At 36.0% G+C, this 19,376-nt stretch carries 18 protein-coding genes; 10 read left to right on the top strand and 8 right to left on the bottom strand.

The window, feature by feature from the left end:
- The first annotated feature begins 370 nt into the window (after positions 1-370).
- From ACLHG9_RS05340 to ACLHG9_RS05305, 8 genes are all read left to right on the top strand, one after another.
- Entirely contained in the window at positions 371-853 is a 483-nt protein-coding gene (locus tag ACLHG9_RS05340) for a hypothetical protein (protein WP_410220469.1), read from the top strand.
- Positions 854-943: 90 nt separating this feature from the next.
- Positions 944-1,177 (top strand): 50S ribosomal protein L28, encoded by a 234-nt coding sequence (gene rpmB / locus ACLHG9_RS05335; RefSeq protein WP_243360702.1) that lies wholly within the window; start codon positions 944-946, stop codon positions 1,175-1,177.
- Positions 1,178-1,218: 41 nt separating this feature from the next.
- Positions 1,219-1,401: a 50S ribosomal protein L33 gene (gene rpmG, locus ACLHG9_RS05330; RefSeq protein ID WP_243360699.1), complete on the top strand. Its 183-nt coding sequence runs from the start codon at positions 1,219-1,221 to the stop codon at positions 1,399-1,401.
- Between the two features lie 68 nt (positions 1,402-1,469).
- Positions 1,470-1,634 (top strand): DUF4295 domain-containing protein, encoded by a 165-nt coding sequence (locus tag ACLHG9_RS05325; protein WP_243360698.1) that lies wholly within the window; start codon positions 1,470-1,472, stop codon positions 1,632-1,634.
- A 65-nt stretch (positions 1,635-1,699) separates the two neighbouring features.
- Entirely contained in the window at positions 1,700-2,662 is a 963-nt protein-coding gene (gene ftsY, locus ACLHG9_RS05320; RefSeq protein WP_410220468.1) for a signal recognition particle-docking protein FtsY, read from the top strand.
- A gap of 5 nt (positions 2,663-2,667) precedes the next feature.
- On the top strand, positions 2,668-4,005 hold the full coding sequence (rimO, locus tag ACLHG9_RS05315) for a 30S ribosomal protein S12 methylthiotransferase RimO (protein ID WP_410220467.1): 1,338 nt from the start codon (positions 2,668-2,670) through the stop codon (positions 4,003-4,005).
- A 144-nt stretch (positions 4,006-4,149) separates the two neighbouring features.
- On the top strand, positions 4,150-5,736 hold the full coding sequence (bshC, locus tag ACLHG9_RS05310) for a bacillithiol biosynthesis cysteine-adding enzyme BshC (RefSeq protein ID WP_410220466.1): 1,587 nt from the start codon (positions 4,150-4,152) through the stop codon (positions 5,734-5,736).
- Between the two features lie 13 nt (positions 5,737-5,749).
- Positions 5,750-6,832 (top strand): Ldh family oxidoreductase, encoded by a 1,083-nt coding sequence (locus tag ACLHG9_RS05305; protein WP_410220465.1) that lies wholly within the window; start codon positions 5,750-5,752, stop codon positions 6,830-6,832.
- Between the two features lie 52 nt (positions 6,833-6,884).
- Here ACLHG9_RS05305 and lepB read toward each other — a convergent pair whose 3' ends face one another.
- The 5 genes from lepB to ACLHG9_RS05280 are packed head-to-tail and all read right to left on the bottom strand — an operon-like array spanning position 6,885 to position 11,236.
- Positions 6,885-8,075, bottom strand: coding sequence for a signal peptidase I (gene lepB / locus ACLHG9_RS05300; RefSeq protein ID WP_410220464.1), 1,191 nt, complete (start codon positions 8,073-8,075; stop codon positions 6,885-6,887).
- Positions 8,076-8,080: 5 nt separating this feature from the next.
- Entirely contained in the window at positions 8,081-8,824 is a 744-nt protein-coding gene (gene dapB / locus ACLHG9_RS05295; protein WP_410220463.1) for a 4-hydroxy-tetrahydrodipicolinate reductase, read from the bottom strand.
- 19 nt (positions 8,825-8,843) lie between these two features.
- Entirely contained in the window at positions 8,844-9,527 is a 684-nt protein-coding gene (locus tag ACLHG9_RS05290) for a DUF5683 domain-containing protein (RefSeq protein WP_410220462.1), read from the bottom strand.
- Positions 9,527-10,423, bottom strand: coding sequence for a ParB/RepB/Spo0J family partition protein (locus ACLHG9_RS05285; protein ID WP_410220461.1), 897 nt, complete (start codon positions 10,421-10,423; stop codon positions 9,527-9,529). The genes ACLHG9_RS05290 and ACLHG9_RS05285 overlap by 1 nt, the downstream gene beginning before the upstream one ends.
- Positions 10,424-10,432: 9 nt before the next feature.
- Positions 10,433-11,236, bottom strand: coding sequence for a ParA family protein (locus ACLHG9_RS05280; protein WP_410220460.1), 804 nt, complete (start codon positions 11,234-11,236; stop codon positions 10,433-10,435).
- 177 nt (positions 11,237-11,413) lie between these two features.
- On the opposite strand from ACLHG9_RS05280, the gene ACLHG9_RS05275 reads away from it, so the two are divergent.
- Positions 11,414-11,935: an NADPH-dependent FMN reductase gene (locus ACLHG9_RS05275; RefSeq protein WP_410220459.1), complete on the top strand. Its 522-nt coding sequence runs from the start codon at positions 11,414-11,416 to the stop codon at positions 11,933-11,935.
- Here ACLHG9_RS05275 and ACLHG9_RS05270 read toward each other — a convergent pair.
- Positions 11,932-12,384: a hypothetical protein gene (locus ACLHG9_RS05270; RefSeq protein WP_410220458.1), complete on the bottom strand. Its 453-nt coding sequence runs from the start codon at positions 12,382-12,384 to the stop codon at positions 11,932-11,934. The genes ACLHG9_RS05275 and ACLHG9_RS05270 overlap by 4 nt on opposite strands.
- 44 nt (positions 12,385-12,428) lie before the next feature.
- Between ACLHG9_RS05270 and ACLHG9_RS05265 the strand changes: the two genes are divergently transcribed.
- Complete coding sequence (locus tag ACLHG9_RS05265) at positions 12,429-14,063, top strand: ABC transporter substrate-binding protein (RefSeq protein WP_410220457.1); 1,635 nt, start codon at positions 12,429-12,431, stop codon at positions 14,061-14,063.
- A 109-nt stretch (positions 14,064-14,172) separates the two neighbouring features.
- Here the strand turns inward: ACLHG9_RS05265 and ACLHG9_RS05260 are convergent, their stop codons facing one another.
- Positions 14,173-15,711, bottom strand: a complete 1,539-nt coding sequence (locus ACLHG9_RS05260) for a RagB/SusD family nutrient uptake outer membrane protein (protein ID WP_410220456.1) — start codon at positions 15,709-15,711, stop codon at positions 14,173-14,175.
- A 12-nt stretch (positions 15,712-15,723) separates the two neighbouring features.
- Complete coding sequence (locus ACLHG9_RS05255; RefSeq protein WP_410220455.1) at positions 15,724-19,086, bottom strand: TonB-dependent receptor; 3,363 nt, start codon at positions 19,084-19,086, stop codon at positions 15,724-15,726.
- Between the last annotated feature and the right edge of the window lie 290 nt (positions 19,087-19,376).

Raw genomic sequence — 19,376 nt, 5'->3', positions numbered from 1 at the left:
AAACCAGAATAAAAACATCCCTCTACCATAACAGTGGAGTTTGTGCAAAGGGATGTAAGATAGTTAATTTCGCCTTCCCCTACTCATATAAAGAGCACTGGCGTAAAGATGACGGGGTTTAAAAGAACCTATCAAATTCTTTTTGAAGCATTAATACAGATTGTATATCACAAATGTAAGGCATATTAGCTCCTTAAAGAATACCCAATTCTGGGTATTTTATCCAAAAAAATGGATGTTTATCACAAAAAACTATAAAATTTCAACAAAAAGTATCTTGTTGATTTCTCTGAAAGTTTAAATCCTTTTTATAAGCGAAATACATTTCAATATGATTATATTTGATATTCAGGAACTAAATTATATCAACATGAAGAGAAAAGTATTTCTATTATTTATTGTATTGTTCAGCATTGCCAATATCAAGGCTTTTGCCTCTATTAGCTTACAAACAGATTCCGTTAAACCTTATACTGTAATTAATAAATCAGGCAATATAGAAGGAGTTTTAATTAGCAAGAAGAAAAAAGGTGACAATAAGATTTTTTTGATGGTAGGCAGCAGAGAAATTAAAAACAAAAATGAACATGCTGCTTCGCTTGGCATATCAGGAACGACCGAATCTCAGGAAAGGAAAGACCAGACAGGTCCTATTTTCGATAAGATTGATATCTTAAGTGGTAATTACAGTGACATTAGCGTAGTTAAACAAACCACAACACAAAACTTATACACCCTAAAAGACGTGGTATTCCCTTTACATCTGAAAATGCGAGATGGTAAAAACTTTATTGAATTTGAAATAAAGGAAAAAGGTACCTGGGATATAAATGTGATATATAAAAATAATTAATTAATATCTGTTGCTATTTATAATTATTATTCAGATATTTGCACACTCTTAAAAAATTAAGCGACAATAATTAAATAACAAAATAAAGTCATGTCAAGAGTTTGTGATTTAACCGGAAAGACTGCCATGAAAGGCCATAACGTTTCGCACTCGAACGTTAAAACCAAACGTAAGTTTTATCCGAACCTACAACTTCAGAAGTTTTATATCCCTGAAGAAGATCGTTGGATAACACTAAAGGTATCTACTTCTGCTATTAAAACTATCAATAAAATTGGAGTTTCTGAAGCAATTAACCGCTTCTTGAAAAAAGGATATTTGTAAAAACACTAGCCGGCTAAATAGCGGCTGTAATTATTATTAAAATGGCAAAAAAAGGTAATAGAGTACAAGTTATTTTAGAATGTACAGAGCATAAAGCTAGCGGAATGCCAGGTATGTCTAGATACATTTCTACTAAAAACCGTAAAAACACTACAGAGCGTTTAGAGTTGAAAAAATACAACCCGGTTTTAAAGAAAGTAACCGTACACAAGGAGATAAAATAATTAGATGGTTAAAATGAATAGCAGGCTTTCACTGAAACCTGTTTATTCAATCATTAATTTTAAATAACATGGCAAAGAAAGTAGTTGCGACCTTAAAAACAGGTACCGGTAAGGAGTACTCAAAAGTGATCACTATGGTTAGATCACCTAAAACTGGCGCATATTCATTTAAAGAATCTATCGTTCATAACGATCACGTTAAAGATGCTATTGCTGCTGCAAACAGCAAATAAGTATAGTCTAAAATAACTTTAGAGCCGTTCCGTTTCTATGGAAGGGCTTTTTTATTTTTAAATTTATGGGTTTATTCGATTTTTTCAAGAAAAAGGAAACTGCTCCCGAAGCACAGGAAGCTTTGGATAAGGGGCTTGAAAAAACAAAGGAGGGTTTCTTTTCAAAATTAACTAAAGCCGTAGCGGGTAAATCAACCGTTGATGACGATGTACTCGATAACTTAGAGGAAGTACTGGTTACCTCAGATGTAGGCGTTAGTACAACTTTAAAAATTATAGAGCGCATTCAGGAAAGGGTAGCCAAAGATAAATACCTTTCTACTTCTGAATTAAATCATCTACTCCGTGATGAAATCCAGTTGTTATTGGCCGAAAATAATAGCAATGATTTCAGGAATTTCGAATATGGCAATCATAAGCCTTATGTAATTATGGTTGTTGGCGTTAATGGTGTAGGCAAAACCACCACAATTGGCAAATTGGCACATAAGCTTAAAAAAGAAGGGCTTAAAGTGGTGCTTGGAGCAGCAGATACTTTCAGAGCCGCAGCAGTTGATCAAATTAAATTATGGGGAGAACGTGTAGGTGTACGAGTAGTTGCTCAAGCAATGGGTTCTGATCCTGCTTCAGTTGCATTTGATACACTCCAATCGGCCGTGGCCAATCAGGAAGATGTAGTTATCATCGATACAGCTGGCCGTTTACATAATAAGGTAGGCTTAATGAATGAATTAAGTAAGATTAAAAAGGTGATGCAAAAAGTTGTGCTTGATGCTCCTCATGAAATTTTGCTTGTTTTAGATGGATCTACAGGTCAAAATGCATTTGAACAATGCAAGCAGTTTACAGAAGCAACCGATGTAAATGCCTTAGCGATTACTAAATTAGATGGAACTGCTAAAGGTGGTGTGGTGATAGGTATTTCAGACCAGTTCAAAATACCTGTTAAATATATTGGTGTAGGAGAAAAAATGGACGATTTGCAATTATTCGATAAAAAAGATTTTGTGAATTCGTTATTCAAATAATATTCATGATTACTAAAAATAAATCTGCAAAGATAAAAGCAAGTGCTCAACCTAAAATAAACGTCATTACTTTGGGCTGTTCAAAAAACACTTATGATTCTGAAGTTTTAATGGGACAGCTAAAAGGAAATAATCTTAATGTAGAGCATGAATCTGATAAGGTTGGAAAAAATGATATCGTAGTTATTAATACCTGTGGCTTTATTGATAACGCTAAACAGGAATCCATAGATACCATTTTGCAATACAGTCAGTTAAAAGAGCAGGGAAAAGTAGGAAAAGTAATTGTTACGGGATGTTTATCTGAGCGCTACAAACCAGAATTAGAAGCCGAAATTACTAATGTTGATGCTTTTTATGGTACCAACGACCTGCAAAATATACTACAAAATTTAGGAGCAGATTATAAACATGAATTAATTGGTGAGCGTTTACTTACTACTCCTTCTCATTTTGCTTATTTTAAAATAGCAGAGGGTTGTAATCGACCTTGCTCATTCTGTGCTATCCCTCTAATGCGTGGCAAACACTTATCACGCGATATGAACGAGCTAGTAAATGAAGCAAAAATTTTGGCTGCCAATGGCACAAAGGAATTGATTTTGATTGCACAGGATCTAACCTATTATGGCTTAGATCTGTATGGCAAACGCAATTTAGATGAGCTATTAAGACGTTTATCAGATGTTAATGGCATAGAATGGATCAGGTTGCAATATGCCTATCCATCGGGCTTCCCAATGGAAATATTAGATGCCATGAACGAGCGTGAGAATATTTGCAAATATTTAGATATGCCTTTGCAACATATTACTGATAATATGTTAAGATCAATGCGCAGGGGTATTACCAAGCAGAAAACCATAGATCTGGTTAACGAGATAAGAAGTAAGGTTCCGAATATAGCTATGCGTACTACATTAATTTGCGGATATCCGGGCGAAACTGATGCTGATTTTGAAGAAATGTATAACTGGGTAGAACAAACTCGTTTTGATCGTTTAGGCTGCTTCACTTATTCTCATGAAGAAAAAACACATGCCCACAGTTTAAGAGATGATATACCTGAAGAAATTAAACAGGAACGTGTAGACACCATCATGGAACTACAACAGGGCATTTCTTATGACATTAATCAGGAAAAGGTAGGCCATACCTACAAAGTGCTTGTTGACAGAAAAGAGGGCGATTTCTTTATAGGCAGAACCGAGTTCGACTCTCCAGAAGTAGATAACGAAGTTTTAATAGATGCGGCCACAGGTTATGCCGCAATAGGCAGCTTTGTAAGCGTTAAGATTGATCGGGCAGAAGATTTTGATCTTTATGGTCACATGATACAATAAATGATTGTTTAAATTTCAAGATATTGTAAAAGCCGAAGCAAATGCTTCGGCTTTATTTGTAAATTACCTTACCTGTGTACAGAATGTAAAATAACTTGACTTAATTATTTCATTGAGTAATTTCATTTAAATTAGCTGAACATTATGAAGGCAAAATATATTGCATATCACGAAACACACGCATTTTCTAATCTCGTAATAGATTATGTTAACGATAACCCTTCTTTAAAACCTTTCTACAGCTACAGACCCGATATTAAAGGAATTAAAGAAGCCGCTAATAAAAGAAACTTTAAGGGCAGCAGGCAAAAGCTTGTAGAAGTATTACAAAGCCAGTACGCTAACATTAATATTAAGCCTGCAGTTAGCAACAATATCAAGCTTTTGCTCCATGAAAATACATTTACAGTAACCACCGGGCATCAGCTCAATTTATTTACAGGTCCCCTATATTTCATCTATAAAATTGTAAGTACCATTAATCTGGCTCTTGATTTAAAGATTGCCTATCCTGAAAAGAATTTTGTACCCATATATTGGATGGCTACAGAAGACCATGATTTTGAAGAGATCAATCATATCAGTGTTGATGAAAAAAACATCAGCTGGATACAACAAACCAATGGTGCTACAGGCCGGCACAGCACACAAACGGTTAGCGCAGCGGTACATGCATATAAAGCTTATTTAGGCATAAGTGAAAATGGTAAAAAGCTTGCCAAAATAGTTGAGGATGCTTACCTCAAGAACAGCAATTTAGCTGATGCCACAAGATCATTAGTAAACCAGCTTTTTGAGAAATACGGGTTAGTAGTTATAGATGCCGATCATGCTGTACTCAAGCATGAATTCTCTACAATTATTAAACAGGATATTTTAAAGCAGAATAGCTCTGCTTTGGTTCATAAAGCCAGCAACAGATTGGCAAATCTGGGTTATAAAAACCAGGTTAGCAGCAGAGACATTAATTTCTTCTATCTTAAAGAAAATCTAAGAGAACGTATTGTAAAGAACGGAGAAAAATATGAGGTTAACCATACTGATATCTCTTTCACTGAAGATGAATTAATAAAAGAAATCGATATACATCCTGAAAGATTTAGCCCCAATGTAATTATGCGGCCCCTATATCAGGAAGTGATCCTGCCTAATATTGCTTATATAGGTGGAGGAGCTGAAGTAGCCTACTGGATGCAGCTTAAAGAAAACTTCGATTTTTATAAAACTGATTTTCCTGTTTTATTGCTAAGAAATTCTGCATTGCTTGTAGATGAACGTAGTATGAATAATATCCATTCTTTGGGTTTTAGCCTTGAAGATATTTTTTTACCGGTGAGCAAGCTACAGGAGAAATGGATCAAGGAAAACAGCCAGGAAAAGCTCAGTTTAGCTGATGAAGCGGCAATTATCAACGCCGGTTTTGATCGTATTAAGCTGAATGCTTTTAAAATAGATAAAACACTAGAACACTCAGCAGAAGCAGCAAAAACTAAGACCAATAAGCTGTTAGCTCAATTAGAAAAAAAATTATACAAAGCTGAAAAGCGTAAACATGAGGTATCAGTAACACAGATTGAAAATCTGAAAAAACGTTTATTCCCTAATGGGGTATTACAAGAACGGGTAACGAATATTGCTCCAATGTATGTAAATTATGGCGATGACTTCATCTCTACATTAATTGAAAACTTTGACCCATTAGGGGGCGATTTCACAGTCATTATCCCTTAAATAAAATAACCAAATGCATTACATCAATTTTACTGAAGACCGATTAAGAACATTTACCTATCGTATTTTCAAGCATATGGGCTGTTCTGATGAACATGCCAATTTAGCTGCAGATGTTTTAATCAAAGCTGATTTGAGAGGTATCGATTCGCACGGTGTTGCCCGCTTAAGTGGTTATGTACGTTTGTGGGAGAAAAAAAGAATCAATGCAAAACCTGATATAAAAATCATACACGAGACCGCTACTACTGCTACCATTGACGGTGATGCTGGTTTAGGTTTGGTAGTAGCTCCATTTGCCATGCAGATTGCTGTTGAAAAAGCAGAAAAATATGGAAGTGGCTGGGTTGCTGTTAAAAATTCAAATCACTTTGGTATAGCTGGCTACCATGCCTTAATGGCGGTTGAAAAAAATATGATAGGTATCAGTATGACCAATGCAAGCCCTTTAGTTGCCCCTACTTTTTCTAAAGAACGCATGTTAGGTACCAACCCAATGTGTTATGCTTTTCCTGCTTCTAAATATCCACCTGTAGTTGTTGATATGGCAACTGCTGCTGCTGCAAACGGGAAACTTGAGATTGCGCAAAGAGCCCAAAAAGATATTCCTTCAGGATGGGTACAAAATCAAGCAGGAGAACCTTCTATAAATGCGAATGAATTAAAAGAAGGCGGCTCTTTATTGCCATTAGGTAGCGACAAGGACCATGGTAGTCATAAAGGCTATGGTCTGGGAGCAACAGTAGATATTTTATCTGCTGTTTTATCAGGTGCAAATTATGGTCCCTGGGCACCACCTTTTGTTGCATTTTTAGAACCTTCAGCTAATCCTGTTGGACAAGGTTTAGGGCATTTTTTGGGTGCTTTAAGTGTAAATGGTTTCCGTCCGGCACAAGAATTTAAAGATCATATGGATAACTGGATTGAACGTTTTAAAAAAGCCGAACCAGTTAATCCTGAACAGGATATTATCATACCTGGCGAACCTGAGTTTAAATTTGAACAGGAACGTAAAATAAACGGTATTCCATTAATAGATATTGTAGTAAACGATCTAAACCAACTGGCAGAAAAACTGGGTGTAGAAAAGCTTTAAGAAAATATACTAAAAATAAGAAAGCATTACCTAAGGTAATGCTTTCTTATTTTTAATGAATGCCTTTCAATATTCTGCTCCACCTTATCTTTTTAAAGAAAGAAGCATCACTATCTATACTTAGCCATATAAACAGGGCTTTACCTACAATATGATCTTCAGGTACAAATCCCCAATATCTTGAATCCGCAGATTGATGACGGTTATCTCCCATCATCCAATAATAATTCATTTTGAAAGTATAAGAAGTTGCTTTTTTGCCATTTAAAATCCAGTCGTTACCAATTTTTTGTAATGTATTCCCTTCATAAACCCGTATTGCACGTTCATAAAGGGGCATATTTAAGCTATCTAAAGTTACTGTCCATCCTTTTTTAGGCACTACAAAAGGACCAAAATTATCTAAGTTCCAAGCACGTTTATCATCATGGGGAAAAATCAATTTATCGAAATAACCTTTTTCTTCTATATTCTCTTGGATACTCTTTACATATTCAGATTTCTTTAGCTCTGTAATCATATCAGGGGTTCCATCCATCTGGTAGATATTTGGCAAGGCTGTTGGAGCTATTTTAAAGCCTAAATCTTCAAATAATTTAAAGTTGATATCCGATGTCTTAAATTCTACCACATAAGAGAACCACCCGGTACCTTTTAATGGTTCTTTTTTACCATTAACAATAGCCATTCCTCTCTCCATGCTTATGGTATCCCCTGCAATGGCAATACAACGTTTAATAAAGTTTTCTCTTTTATCTACCGGCCTGCTTACCACTGTAAAATGAGATCGGATAGACTGGGGTGTTTCTCCCCTTAACTGCATCTGGTAATAATTATCATCAGGTGCTTCGATCATAGCAGTATCTCCTTCGGGAAAATTAAACACCACTACATCATTGCGTTTAATATCCTGAAAACCCGGTAATCTTCTGTATTTCCATTGTACACCATCATAATAAGCTTTTGTGCCAATTATAGGCATGGTATGATGCGCAAAAGGGAAAGCAACCGGTGTCATTGGAATACGCGCACCATAATTTACTTTACTTACAAATAAAAAGTCGCCCACTAAAAGCGAACGTTCCATAGACCCTGAAGGAATGGTATAAGCTTCGATGAAAAACACTCTGATTATGGTAGCGGCAATGACTGCAAAAACAATTGCATCTATCCATTCTCTGGTTTTAGTTTTTTTCTTTTTAGGCTGGTCTGTTTTTTTCTTCTGCCAGAATTTTAAATTCATATAACTTATGCATTAAAATTAAAAACATCGGCTATGTTGTAAAAGCCTTGTTTATTTTGCAGCCATTCTGCTGCTATTACTGCACCTAAGGCGAAACCCGCCCTGTTATGTGCAGTGTGTTTAATTTCTATATCGTCTACTTCCGAACTGTAAAGCACAGAATGCGTGCCCGGAACGTTTTCAATACGATGAGATTCTATCAATAACTGGTCATTCTTTACTACCTCTAATTCCTGGCTTCCTATCAGTTCATTAACCCATTCATTTTTACGTTCCAATTGGTCTATAATGCTTTCTGCTATGGTCATTGCTGTTCCACTTGGTGCATCCAATTTTTGGGTATGGTGTATTTCTTCTACCTGCACATCATATTCAGGATAATTATTCATCAACTTAGCTAAAAATTTGTTAAGATGAAAAAACAGATTAACACCTACACTAAAATTAGAGCCATATAAAAGGGTATTGTTACTTGCCAAGCAATCATTTTTAACGTTCTGTAATTCTCCATACCATCCAGTAGTGCCCACCACTATAGGTAAGTTTACCTCAAAACATTTATATATATTACCAATTACAGCATCGGGTGTGCTAAAGTCTATGGCAATATCTGCTTTACTTAAATTTTCTTTGTTAAGATGGCCCAGGTTATTCTCTGTAATTTTAAGCACAATATCATGACCGCGTTGCATTGCCATACGCTCTATCATTTGCCCCATTTTACCATAACCTAAAAGTGCTATTCTCATGTTTATTTTAAATTTAGGGTTAAAAACGTAAGGTGAGTTTCATTGCTGGTACAGACTGGTATCCATACATGGTAGCCGTACCTGTTGAAATTACCGACGGAGATATCTTAAAAGATAAAGTTTCATCTACACTAAAATACTTTAACCGAGCCGTAATATAAGCATCTAAAACATTTAAGCCATATAAACCCACTAATGAAATGAGTACTACTTCTCTGTTTCGTTTATATATATTCTTAGCTACAATTAAAGCATCTGTATTAGGATAATTCTGCAGGTTGCCTTCAGGATCGGGTTGATTATTGTGTGATTGCCTGTACTGAAGCTCGTGTAAAAAACGCTTATAGCTATTGTTGTTATCTATATAAGAGCTTACTAGTAAAGTTCCCCCGCCATAAATCGCAGCAATTTTGCCAATGATATAAATTTTCTGGCCTACTCTTTTAGTTTGCACTCTGCCACTTTTTATATCATCTACAATAAGCCCATAATTATATGCCTGGCCTAATCCCGGGAAAATTAAAGAACGATAAACAGCTTTTTTACCGGCAATCTTACCCTGATTTACATACTTAGGCGCATTAAGCGTATCTAAAGTTCTTTCATTTTTTATACTATCGGATACTTTCTTTTTATTATTCTGCTGTCCTTTTGCATAATAAAAGGTTAAAGTAAGTAAAAAAAATGTGAGCAGGTTTCGCATTACCAGTCTAATAATTCTAAAATTCGGTTAAGATCGTTGCTATTCACAAAAGGTATTTCTATACTTCCTTTTCCATTGTCTTTTACTTTTAACTTAACTTTAGTTGAAAATTTAGAAGATAAATCATTTTGCAATTTCTGGTATTCAAAAGATACAGGTTCTGGTGCGATTTGTGGTTTTACAACAACATGATTGATACCACGAACCATTTCTTCTACTTTACGAACAGAAAGGCCTTTATCAATAATTTCATGGTGAATATAAAGCTGTTTATCTGTTTCTTCAACACTGATCAAAGCACGGGCATGTCCCATAGAGATCTTTCCATCGCGAATAGAAGCCTGGATTACCGGAGGTAATTTAAGTAAACGTAAATAATTACTTACTGTAGTTCTATTTTTACCTACCCGCTCTCCTAACTGTTCTGCCTTAAGATTACACTCATCTATCATCTGCTGAAAACTTAAGGCTACTTCAATAGCATTCAGATTTTCTCTTTGGATATTCTCAATAAGCGCCATTTCCAGCATCTGCTGGTTATCTGCAGTACGGATGTAAGCTGGTATCTCAGTAAGTCCGGCAAGTTTTGAAGCCCTAAATCTTCGTTCACCTGAAATTAACTGGTATTTATCACCATTCTTACGAACAGTTATAGGTTGTATAAGCCCCTGTACTTTTATGGAATCAGACAATTCATTTAGTGCAACTTGATCAAATTCTGTACGTGGCTGATAAGGATTGGTCTCTATATCCTCTATTCTGATAAAGCTGATACTGCCTACGGCAGGAGCTGCAGCAACTTCTGTACTGGTTTTAGTGGCATTTACAGTTTCGTTGTCATCTAAAAGTGCACTTAATCCTTTTCCTAATCCTGTTTTTCGCTGAAATGAAGTCATTTAAATAATTTAAATTGTTGCGGTTTTAATCTCCTCATCTTCTGTTACCAGACCATTTTTACGCACAATTTCTCTGGCAAGGTTTAAATAATTGATAGCACCTTTACAGCTTGCATCATGCATAATTACCGATACACCATAGCTCGGAGCTTCACTTAAACGGGTATTACGTTGTATAATTGTATCAAATACCAATTCTTGGAAATGCGTTTTTACTTCTTCTACTACCTGGTTAGATAAACGTAATCTTACATCATACATTGTCAGTAAAATACCTTCAATTTCTAACGAGGTATTTAATCTGTTTTGTACAATTTTAATGGTATTTAATAATTTACCCAATCCTTCCAATGCAAAATACTCACATTGTACGGGTATAATAACAGAATCAGCCGCAGTTAATGAGTTAATAGTGATTAAACCTAAAGAAGGGGAACAATCAATAATGATAAAATCATATTGGTCTCTTACTTTATCCAACACCGCTTTCATTTTATATTCACGCTCGGCCATGTTGATCATTTCTATCTCAGCCCCTACTAAATCTATATGAGCCGGTAAAAGATCAAGGTTAGGTGTATCTGTTTTGATAATGGCTTCAGTAGCCTCAATACCATTTATGATACACTCATAAATACTGTTTTTGATATTGCGAGGATCAAAACCTATTCCTGAAGTAGAGTTGGCCTGTGGATCGGCATCAACCAATAGGGTTCTATATTCTAAAACCGCTAAGCTGGCAGCTAAATTAATAGATGAAGTTGTTTTTCCAACTCCTCCTTTTTGGTTGGCTAAAGCTATTATTTTACTCATTTGCTTTTATGAACAAAGCCATGGCAGGCCACGACTTATTTTAAAAATATTTCTTTTAAAAAATGCTATTTTTGTACAGTATATTGCACATTTTAACAGTTAGCTAAGATACGAAGTAAAACTAAAAATACGCACTTTACCCTTAAGTGTTTTTCACATGTTATTAACATTTTTTGCATGAATACCATCATTGTTGGCACCAATCGCCCGAACAGTTTTTCCTTAAAAGTTGCTAAATTTTATCAAAAAGAATTGGCTAAAAAGGGGTTAGAAACCCATCTTTTCAACTTACAGGATTTACCAGATAATTTTATTGCCAACGATTTGTACGGAAAAAAAAGTGAAGAATTTGAGAAAATACAACTTATGGTTACGCAAACCGAGAAGTTCTTGTTCATTATACCGGAGTACAATGGCAGTTATCCCGGTGTGCTTAAAGCATTTATAGATGCTTGTGTTTTTCCTGAAAGTTTCTACAATAAAAAGGCCTGTTTAACAGGCATCTCATCCGGCAGGTATGGAAATATAAGGGGTGTAGAACACTTTAACGGAGTTTGTGCCTATTTACATCTTAATGTAATGCCATTACGCATCCATATCTCTCAAATTAAGCAAGAGCTTAATGAGAACGGCTATTTTTACAAAGAGGATACTTTAAAGTTCGTAAATGAGCAAATGGATAAATTTATAAGCTATTAGAGCGTAAATTTTATCCACTTATCTCCCTCAAAGCCAAAAATAAAATGCCCCGGATGTATCATTTCTGCAATATCTTCGGTTAAAGCAACAGCATCCGCAGGCTTGGTGTTTTGGTAGGCATCTGCCAATAAATAGACACGATTATACTTAACTGCAGACCAATTTTCATCCAATAATATCGGTACAAGCCGCATCAGTTCTTCCAGTGTTCTTCCTTCCTCATAAAAAATCAGGAAAGCGGCTTCACCTGCATTCGTAGTTAGAGCTGCTCCAGCCTTTTCAGCATAGTCCATTAAAGTTAAACCCGGATGAGCAAGTGTATCTAAAACACAAACCGGGACCTTATCCATAAACTTAATTTTATGCTCAACAATAGCCAAACGTTCTTCTAACTCTTCCCTCAGATTTGCATCAATTTCGCTTTTTATAAGTCTATTTAAACCAGACATGAGATTTTATTTATTAATTTGGCAAAAATACTATTCTAATTCCGATGCAAACAATAAAAACATACTTATTTTGGCTTTTAAGTGTTGTTCTTTTTATTTCATGTAGCAGAAAAGCAGACAACGACAATAAAAAGGTTTTCAATATCAATCTTGATCAGAATCTTACTTCTCTAGATCCGGCCTTTGCCCGGAATCAAAATGCCATCTGGATGATCAATCAGGTTTTTAACGGGCTGGTACAAATTGATAAAGATCTGAATACCGTTCCTTGCATCGCTAAATCATGGTTAGTTGATGAAGATGGTCTAACTTATACTTTTAACCTGCGTAATGATGTATATTTTCATGATGACCCTCTTTTTAAAGACGGAAAAGGAAGAAAAGTAGTTGCTTCTGATTTTGTGTACAGTTTTTACCGTTTAATAGATCCTAAAGTTGCTTCTTCTGGTGGCTGGATTTTTAGTGATAAGGTTAAAGATCAAAACAGTTTTACCGCAGTTAACGACACTACTTTTCAGATTAAATTAACCAAGCCCTTTCCTGCTTTTCTTAATCTTTTAACCGCACAATATTGTTCTGTAGTACCCAAAGAGGTAGTAGAGCATTATGGAAAAGATTTTAGGAATCACCCCGTTGGTACAGGCCCTTTCAGATTCAAATACTGGAAAGAAGATGAGATCTTAGTTTTATTAAAAAACGAAAATTACTGGGAGAAAGATCCTGAAAATAACAGGTTACCATTTTTAGACGCGGTAAAAGTAACCTTCATCAGTGATAAGCAAAATGCTTTCATGAATTTCATCAAAAAGGAACTCGACTTTTTTTATAGTGTTGATGGAAGTTACCGAGATGATATTTTAACCAAGAGTGGAAAGATGACCCATAAATACAAAGGCAAGTTTCAGCTTTTTAAGGGGCCATATTTGTGTACGGAATATGTAGGTATTTTAGTAGACCCTAATAATGCTTTGGTTAAAGGTTCGCCCTTGGCGTTGAAAAAAGTACGTCAGGCTGTTAACTATGCCATAGATAAACCTAAACTAATTAAATATTTACGAAACAGCATTGGCATACCGGCAACTTCGGGTTTCATACCTGAAGGTATGCCCGGCTTTGACAGCGCTAAAGTTAAAGGTTATGTTTACGACTTAAGTAAAGCCGAACAATTATTGGCTGAAGCAGGTTTCCCCCATGGCAAGGGAATGCCTGTAGTTACACTTACCACCTCAACTACTTATAAAGATCTTATTGAGTTTATACAGGGTGAACTTACCAATATTGGCATGAAAGTAAAAGTAGATGTGATGCCCGCAGCTGGCTTACGTGATCTGATGTCGAAAAATGAGGTTGCGTTTTTCAGAGGCTCATGGATATCTGATTATCCTGATGGGGAGAATTACCTTTCTGTATTTTATTCGAAGAATAAAGTTCCTTTTGGCCCTAATTATACAGGTTATTTCAACAAAGAATTTGACCGCTTATTTGAGCAGAGTTATTATGAAAAAGATAACCGGAAACGATATGACCTTTATCATAAAATGGAAAATATGATTGTAGAGGATGCACCGGTTGTGCCTTTATTATATGACCAGTGCGTGGTAATGGTACAGAATAATATATCTGATTATCAGATTAATCCTTTAGCCTTAATGATACTGAAAAATGTAAAAAAACAATAGTAAAAAGAGGCTGTCTGATTTTCTTTATCGTCATTCTGTACCTAATACGAACTTTCTGAAACAAGTTCAGAATGACAAACAAGAAAGATTTTCAGACAGCCTCTTACTGTTATGGATTTTGGTCTGTTGGCTTCATAGCTTTATTTGTATTCAACTCATCCTGAGGAATTTTATACTCCCATAAATCATTCTTTGAAGCCCTTTCTTTAAACAGGGTAAAAGCAATGGTTAGATAGCTTACAGAACTTACTCTAGGGTTATCCATTCCATTCCTGTCCATGTCAGAATCGGTTCTCTTCAGATCGTAAAATCTAAAACCTTCTCCCCATAATTCTACCCTGCGTTGAAACATAATCTCATCGATAAGAGCAGCTCCTGTTTTGGTTGAAAGTGTATAACTGGCATCTCTGTTCTTGGCTAAAATATAAAGCACCTGTGCTGCATCTGCATCCCTACCCCCCATTCTTGCCAATGCCTCAGCTTCAATCAAAATTAATTCTGCAGTTCTCATCAAAGGAATATCTCCTGCCCTGCTTTTAATGTCTGGCACCATGAATTTTCTGTTCATGTACTTAACATAAGCCGTGCCACTCGGAGGATTTCCTGTATTTCCGTCTCTAACACCAAAATATTGTTTATCGGCGGCAGATCCATCCCACCACAACTTTTTCCTAATATCTGTTGAAGTTAGTCGGTTAAATAGGATGGAGTTAATCATCTTTGGCTCAACCCTACTAAAAGAAGAAGCATAATTACCTGCTATATACGAGTAGAAAGCTCCATAATTAGGTAATTGATCGCCTAATTGGTTAATACTCCAAAGCCATTCTTTGTTATCCATTGTAGTAAACTTGTCAACATATTCTGTGCCGGTCATCAAAGCTTTACCTGCTCTGGCCTCGCTGGCATATTTAACAGCATTGGGCCAATCCTGCATGGTTAAGGCTACACGAGCTTTAATACCTTTGGCTACGTTTACATTAATGTGCGTATTAATTGTAGTATTGGCATGACCAAGTAAAGAAATAGCCAAATCTAGGTCTTTATTAATCTGCGCATAAACAGCTTCTACAGATGATCTGGGTTGGTCTACTCCATCAGATGAAATCACAATAGGAATACCAGGCTGCGTATTTTGCTTACTGGCTTCATAACGTTTGCCATACAACTGTACCAGGTTAAAGTGACACCATGCTCTCATAGCAAGTGCTTCTCCTTTAATCGTATTTTTATCTGTTTCTGCTCCTTCAATCCCATCTATATTGTCAATAATCATATTAGCATTACTGTTAATACGATAGTAAAGCATATAGGGATATTTAGCCAGAGCGCTGGCCGCATTCCTGTGATCTTCCCAACGTAAAGCAGGTTTATGATAGGTATAGGTATTTCCAGACCATACTAAATCCTCTCCCATTGCATCCATATTGATCATCATAGCTGCATGCCCGTCTTGCGACTGGTTACTAATCTGAAGATAAAGCAAACGGTACATACCGTTTACAGCTAATTTAGCATTGGTAATGTTTTCAAACACGGTAGTTTGAGCTACCTGATCTGTAGGAAAAGTATTTAAAAAATCTTTTTTGCAGCCAATGGTAGTCATTAAACTTCCGGCCAGCATAAATATATATATCTTATTTTTCATGTTACTCAAAAATTATAGTGTTAAATTAAGGCCAAGAGAGATTATCCTTACCGGGGCATAGGTGTAAGAACTGTTACCATTAAACGCTTGAGACGGATCAAATCCTTTGCGTTTAGATAACATGAACATATTTTCTCCGGTGAGATAAACTTTGGTTGGACCAATGTTTAATTTTTGGATGAATGATTTCGGCAGATCATAGCTCAAGCTAGCCGATCTTAAATATAAATATGATGCGTCTATTAACCATTTATTACTATCATACATGGTGGTTCCGGTTATCCTTTTAGGCACATCGGTAATATCACCCGGGTTTCTCCATGCGTTTAAAGCATCAACATGTAAGTTACGACCATAAGTACCACTGTACATTAACGATTGATAGTCTTTATCCATAGCGACACCACCAATCTGGTAAATAAATCTGAAATCTAAACTGAAATTTTTATAGGTTAACGTATTGTTTAGGCTTCCATAAAAATCAGGTATAGATTGCCCTGAATAATCAAATTTAGCATCTGTTCCATTTGGTGTTACAACTGTACCATCGGGCATCGTTTTTGCACCAGCAACAGTTGGGCTGCTGGCTACATATAGTTCACCGCCAGTAGCCGGATCAACCCCATACCACTGTCTTAACCAATAATCATAGCGTGATTTGCCCACCATGTATTTTTTAGTTCCATCGATATACTCATCAAAAGGAAGCTTAGCAATAACATTTTTGAAAGAGGTAAGATTAATTCCTACATTCCACTTAAAATTAGGGCTTTGTATAGCAACTCCATCCAACTGAATTTCTATCCCACTATTTTCCAAACGCCCGAAATTTTGATATTGGTAATTTAAACCTGAAGAGACTGCTAAAGGCACACTAAAAAGTAAATTATCTGTATGGCGTTTAAATACTTCAACAGCACCATTGATACGATTCTTAAAAAGGCCAAACTCAACAGCTATATCCATATTTTTATTGGTTTCCCAGATCAGATCCTCATTACCTAAAGTTAAAGATTGTTTTAAACCCGGTTCGTTACCATTTTTAAAGCCCGTATCATAAAAAGTCTGGTACAGGTAATAGCTACCCAAGTCATCTGAACCTACCAAGCCGTAAGAAGCTCTCAGTTTTAAGTTGTTAATAGCTTTTACATTAAAGAATTTCTCGTTGCTGATAGTCCAGCCTGCACCTACAGACCAAAAATTACCCCATCTTGAACTTGGCGAGAACCTTGAAGACCCATCTCTTCTAAACGATGTAGAAAAGAAGTATTTGTTATCGAATGAGTACTCTGCACGACCAAAATATGATTCTACATTGTAGTTATCCTGGTATGAATAAAGATTGGTTATCGTATTAAAGTTTTTTAACTCTGTAGAACCGCTCACGATTTGCCCTGTAGCACGGCCATAGCTATAATCATATCTTTTTTGATAGGTTTCATGACCAGCAAGTACATCAATATTATGTTTGTCTATACTTTTATTGTAGTTCAATAATTGGTTAATATTGATGGTTCTGGTAGCAGATATTGATCTTACAGAAAGTCCGCCATTTGCCACACCATCACCAATCATTGGGTTATCAAAGATATTATAACGATAGTTGTTCAGATCAATACTAAAGTTTGTTGTAAACTTAAAGTTTTTCAAAAATTTTGCTTCTAAGTAAGTTTTACCGCTAAACAAATTTCTTTCTGTAAAGTTATCGTTAAAGGTAGTTTCAGCTAAAACGTTTTTACCTGGTGCAATCGCTCTTGTAAGCCCTTCGTCAAAAATCTTTTCGCCCATAGCATCCAGCATATAAGAACCATCGGCATTGAGTTTGTAAACTGGGTAGATAGGTGCAAATATCATATCTACGTAGAATGGATTTTCCCATGTACCACTATCTTCATTTCCTATTCTGGTTTTTTGAAAAGTACCATATAAATTAGCTCCGGTTTTTAACCATTCTTTAATCTGACTGTTTACATTTACTCTCCCATTAAAACGGCTAAAATCAGTTAATACTGAGTACCCCTCATCTTTTAGGTAACCCGCTGAGGCAAAAAAATCACTCTTATCGCTTCCGCCCCTGTAATTCAAATTGTACTCACTTCGTAATCCTGTTTTTCTGATATTCTTTTTCCAGTCCAGGGCATCTGGATTTAGCAGTTTTGCATTTGGATTAATTGCTCCGCTCTCTAAAACCACCTGATTATCAGGCACATTAAAAGGATTATAACCTAAAGCAGCAACAATTTCATTGGTAGCTTTATTTGCTGCTACACTGCCTGTATTTCCAGCTGCGAGGTAAGTATTTCTCATCGATTCCCATAACAGGGGATAATATTGATAGGCGTTAACTGTTTCATAATCCTGTAGCCCTCTTGAGTTTAAACCTTGTGTTACTTTTGCCGTAAGTACTGGTTCTCCCTTTTTACCTTTTTTTGTGGTAATCAATACAATGCCATTAGATGCTCTTGAACCATATAAAGCTGTAGCAGAGGCATCTTTAAGGATAGAAATGGTTTCAATATCATCAGGGTTAATGTGATTTAAAGTACCATCAAAAGGTGCTCCATCAACCACATATAAAGGATCTACTCCTCCATTAATACTTCCGAAACCTCTGATCCTAATCGAAGGCCCAGATCCAGGCTGCCCACTTCCAGTGGTGGTCTGAATGCCAGGCGCTGCGCCTACCAATGCGGTAGTAACATTAGAAATTTGCCTATTTTCAATCTCTTTTACAGAAATAGTAGAAACGGCATTTGTTAACGATTTCTTTTTCGTAACACCATAAGCTTGTACTACGATTTCTTCCAGCTCATTCTTAGCTTCTTTCAAAACGATTGTTCCCATGTTTACGCTGGCTACAACTTCTTTGGTTTGGTAGCCCAAAAAAGAAATCACCAAAATATCGCCCTCAGATACATTTTTGAGTACGAACTCTCCTTGAGTATCTGCCGAAATGCCAATCTTCTTGCCTTTAACACTTACATTCGCACCTGGCAAAGGCAAGCCTTTATCATCAACAATTTTTCCCCTCACATCAATTGCAGACAGGTAAGTTGAGTTGTTAACTAAAATTGGTGTCTCACCTGTTCTGGTAATTACTATCGTTTTTTCATCTATGGTATATTTTACCTGTTGATCTTGTAAGCAAACTTTCATTACCTCATCAAGTGATGCTTCTTTAAAATTTGCATTGATTTTTTTGCCAGTATTTAAAACTTTGGGCAGATAGAAAACATCATAACCGGTTTGCTTCTTTATTTCATCAAACACCAGGCTAATATTTGCATCTTTCTGCTTTAATGTCAGTTTTTGTGCATATCCGGCTGCGCTAACCTGTATGATGGTAACGATTAATAATAAAGTCGTTAGTTTCATTATAAGCAGGAGTTTAGGATAAATTTTATTCATTTCGTAATTTGTTGTAGAACAGAGCTTAGCAGCCTACGAAAAGCTTTCATATCGCCCTACCCCGGGACTACCCCGGAGTAGTTTATTACGGCAATATTTCCTAAGTTTGTCTGTCTTGTTGGTCAAAAAATAGTTTACACATTAATTTTAATCAGGCAGGACATTTCCGGAACTCCGATGGCCGTCGGAGTTCCGTTTTTTGTACCCGCAGACATTCTATCAAGGATATTTTCTTTTTTCTTTCATGTTTCGTTCAG

The sequence above is a fragment of the Pedobacter sp. genome, from assembly GCF_046462515.1.
GTDB lineage: Bacteria > Bacteroidota > Bacteroidia > Sphingobacteriales > Sphingobacteriaceae > Pedobacter.
The sequence above is the reverse complement of the archived record's forward strand: the minus strand, read 5'-3'. Positions and strand labels throughout refer to the sequence as shown.

Bases quoted from the DNA above. Each gene is read 5' to 3' on its own strand.
- ACLHG9_RS05265 (WP_410220457.1), top strand. From the start codon at position 12,429: ATGCAAACAATAAAAACATACTTATTTTGGCTTTTAAGTGTTGTTCTT.
- ACLHG9_RS05290 (WP_410220462.1), bottom strand. From the start codon at position 9,527: ATGCGAAACCTGCTCACATTTTTTTTACTTACTTTAACCTTTTATTAT.
- bshC (WP_410220466.1), top strand. From the start codon at position 4,150: ATGAAGGCAAAATATATTGCATATCACGAAACACACGCATTTTCTAAT.
- ACLHG9_RS05305 (WP_410220465.1), top strand. From the start codon at position 5,750: ATGCATTACATCAATTTTACTGAAGACCGATTAAGAACATTTACCTAT.
- dapB (WP_410220463.1), bottom strand. From the start codon at position 8,824: ATGAGAATAGCACTTTTAGGTTATGGTAAAATGGGGCAAATGATAGAG.
- rimO (WP_410220467.1), top strand. From the start codon at position 2,668: ATGATTACTAAAAATAAATCTGCAAAGATAAAAGCAAGTGCTCAACCT.
- rpmG (WP_243360699.1), top strand. From the start codon at position 1,219: ATGGCAAAAAAAGGTAATAGAGTACAAGTTATTTTAGAATGTACAGAG.
- ACLHG9_RS05275 (WP_410220459.1), top strand. From the start codon at position 11,414: ATGAATACCATCATTGTTGGCACCAATCGCCCGAACAGTTTTTCCTTA.
- ACLHG9_RS05285 (WP_410220461.1), bottom strand. From the start codon at position 10,423: ATGACTTCATTTCAGCGAAAAACAGGATTAGGAAAAGGATTAAGTGCA.
- rpmB (WP_243360702.1), top strand. From the start codon at position 944: ATGTCAAGAGTTTGTGATTTAACCGGAAAGACTGCCATGAAAGGCCAT.
- ACLHG9_RS05255 (WP_410220455.1), bottom strand. From the start codon at position 19,086: ATGAAACTAACGACTTTATTATTAATCGTTACCATCATACAGGTTAGC.
- ACLHG9_RS05260 (WP_410220456.1), bottom strand. From the start codon at position 15,711: ATGAAAAATAAGATATATATATTTATGCTGGCCGGAAGTTTAATGACT.
- ACLHG9_RS05280 (WP_410220460.1), bottom strand. From the start codon at position 11,236: ATGAGTAAAATAATAGCTTTAGCCAACCAAAAAGGAGGAGTTGGAAAA.
- ACLHG9_RS05340 (WP_410220469.1), top strand. From the start codon at position 371: ATGAAGAGAAAAGTATTTCTATTATTTATTGTATTGTTCAGCATTGCC.
- ftsY (WP_410220468.1), top strand. From the start codon at position 1,700: ATGGGTTTATTCGATTTTTTCAAGAAAAAGGAAACTGCTCCCGAAGCA.
- ACLHG9_RS05325 (WP_243360698.1), top strand. From the start codon at position 1,470: ATGGCAAAGAAAGTAGTTGCGACCTTAAAAACAGGTACCGGTAAGGAG.
- lepB (WP_410220464.1), bottom strand. From the start codon at position 8,075: ATGAATTTAAAATTCTGGCAGAAGAAAAAAACAGACCAGCCTAAAAAG.
- ACLHG9_RS05270 (WP_410220458.1), bottom strand. From the start codon at position 12,384: ATGTCTGGTTTAAATAGACTTATAAAAAGCGAAATTGATGCAAATCTG.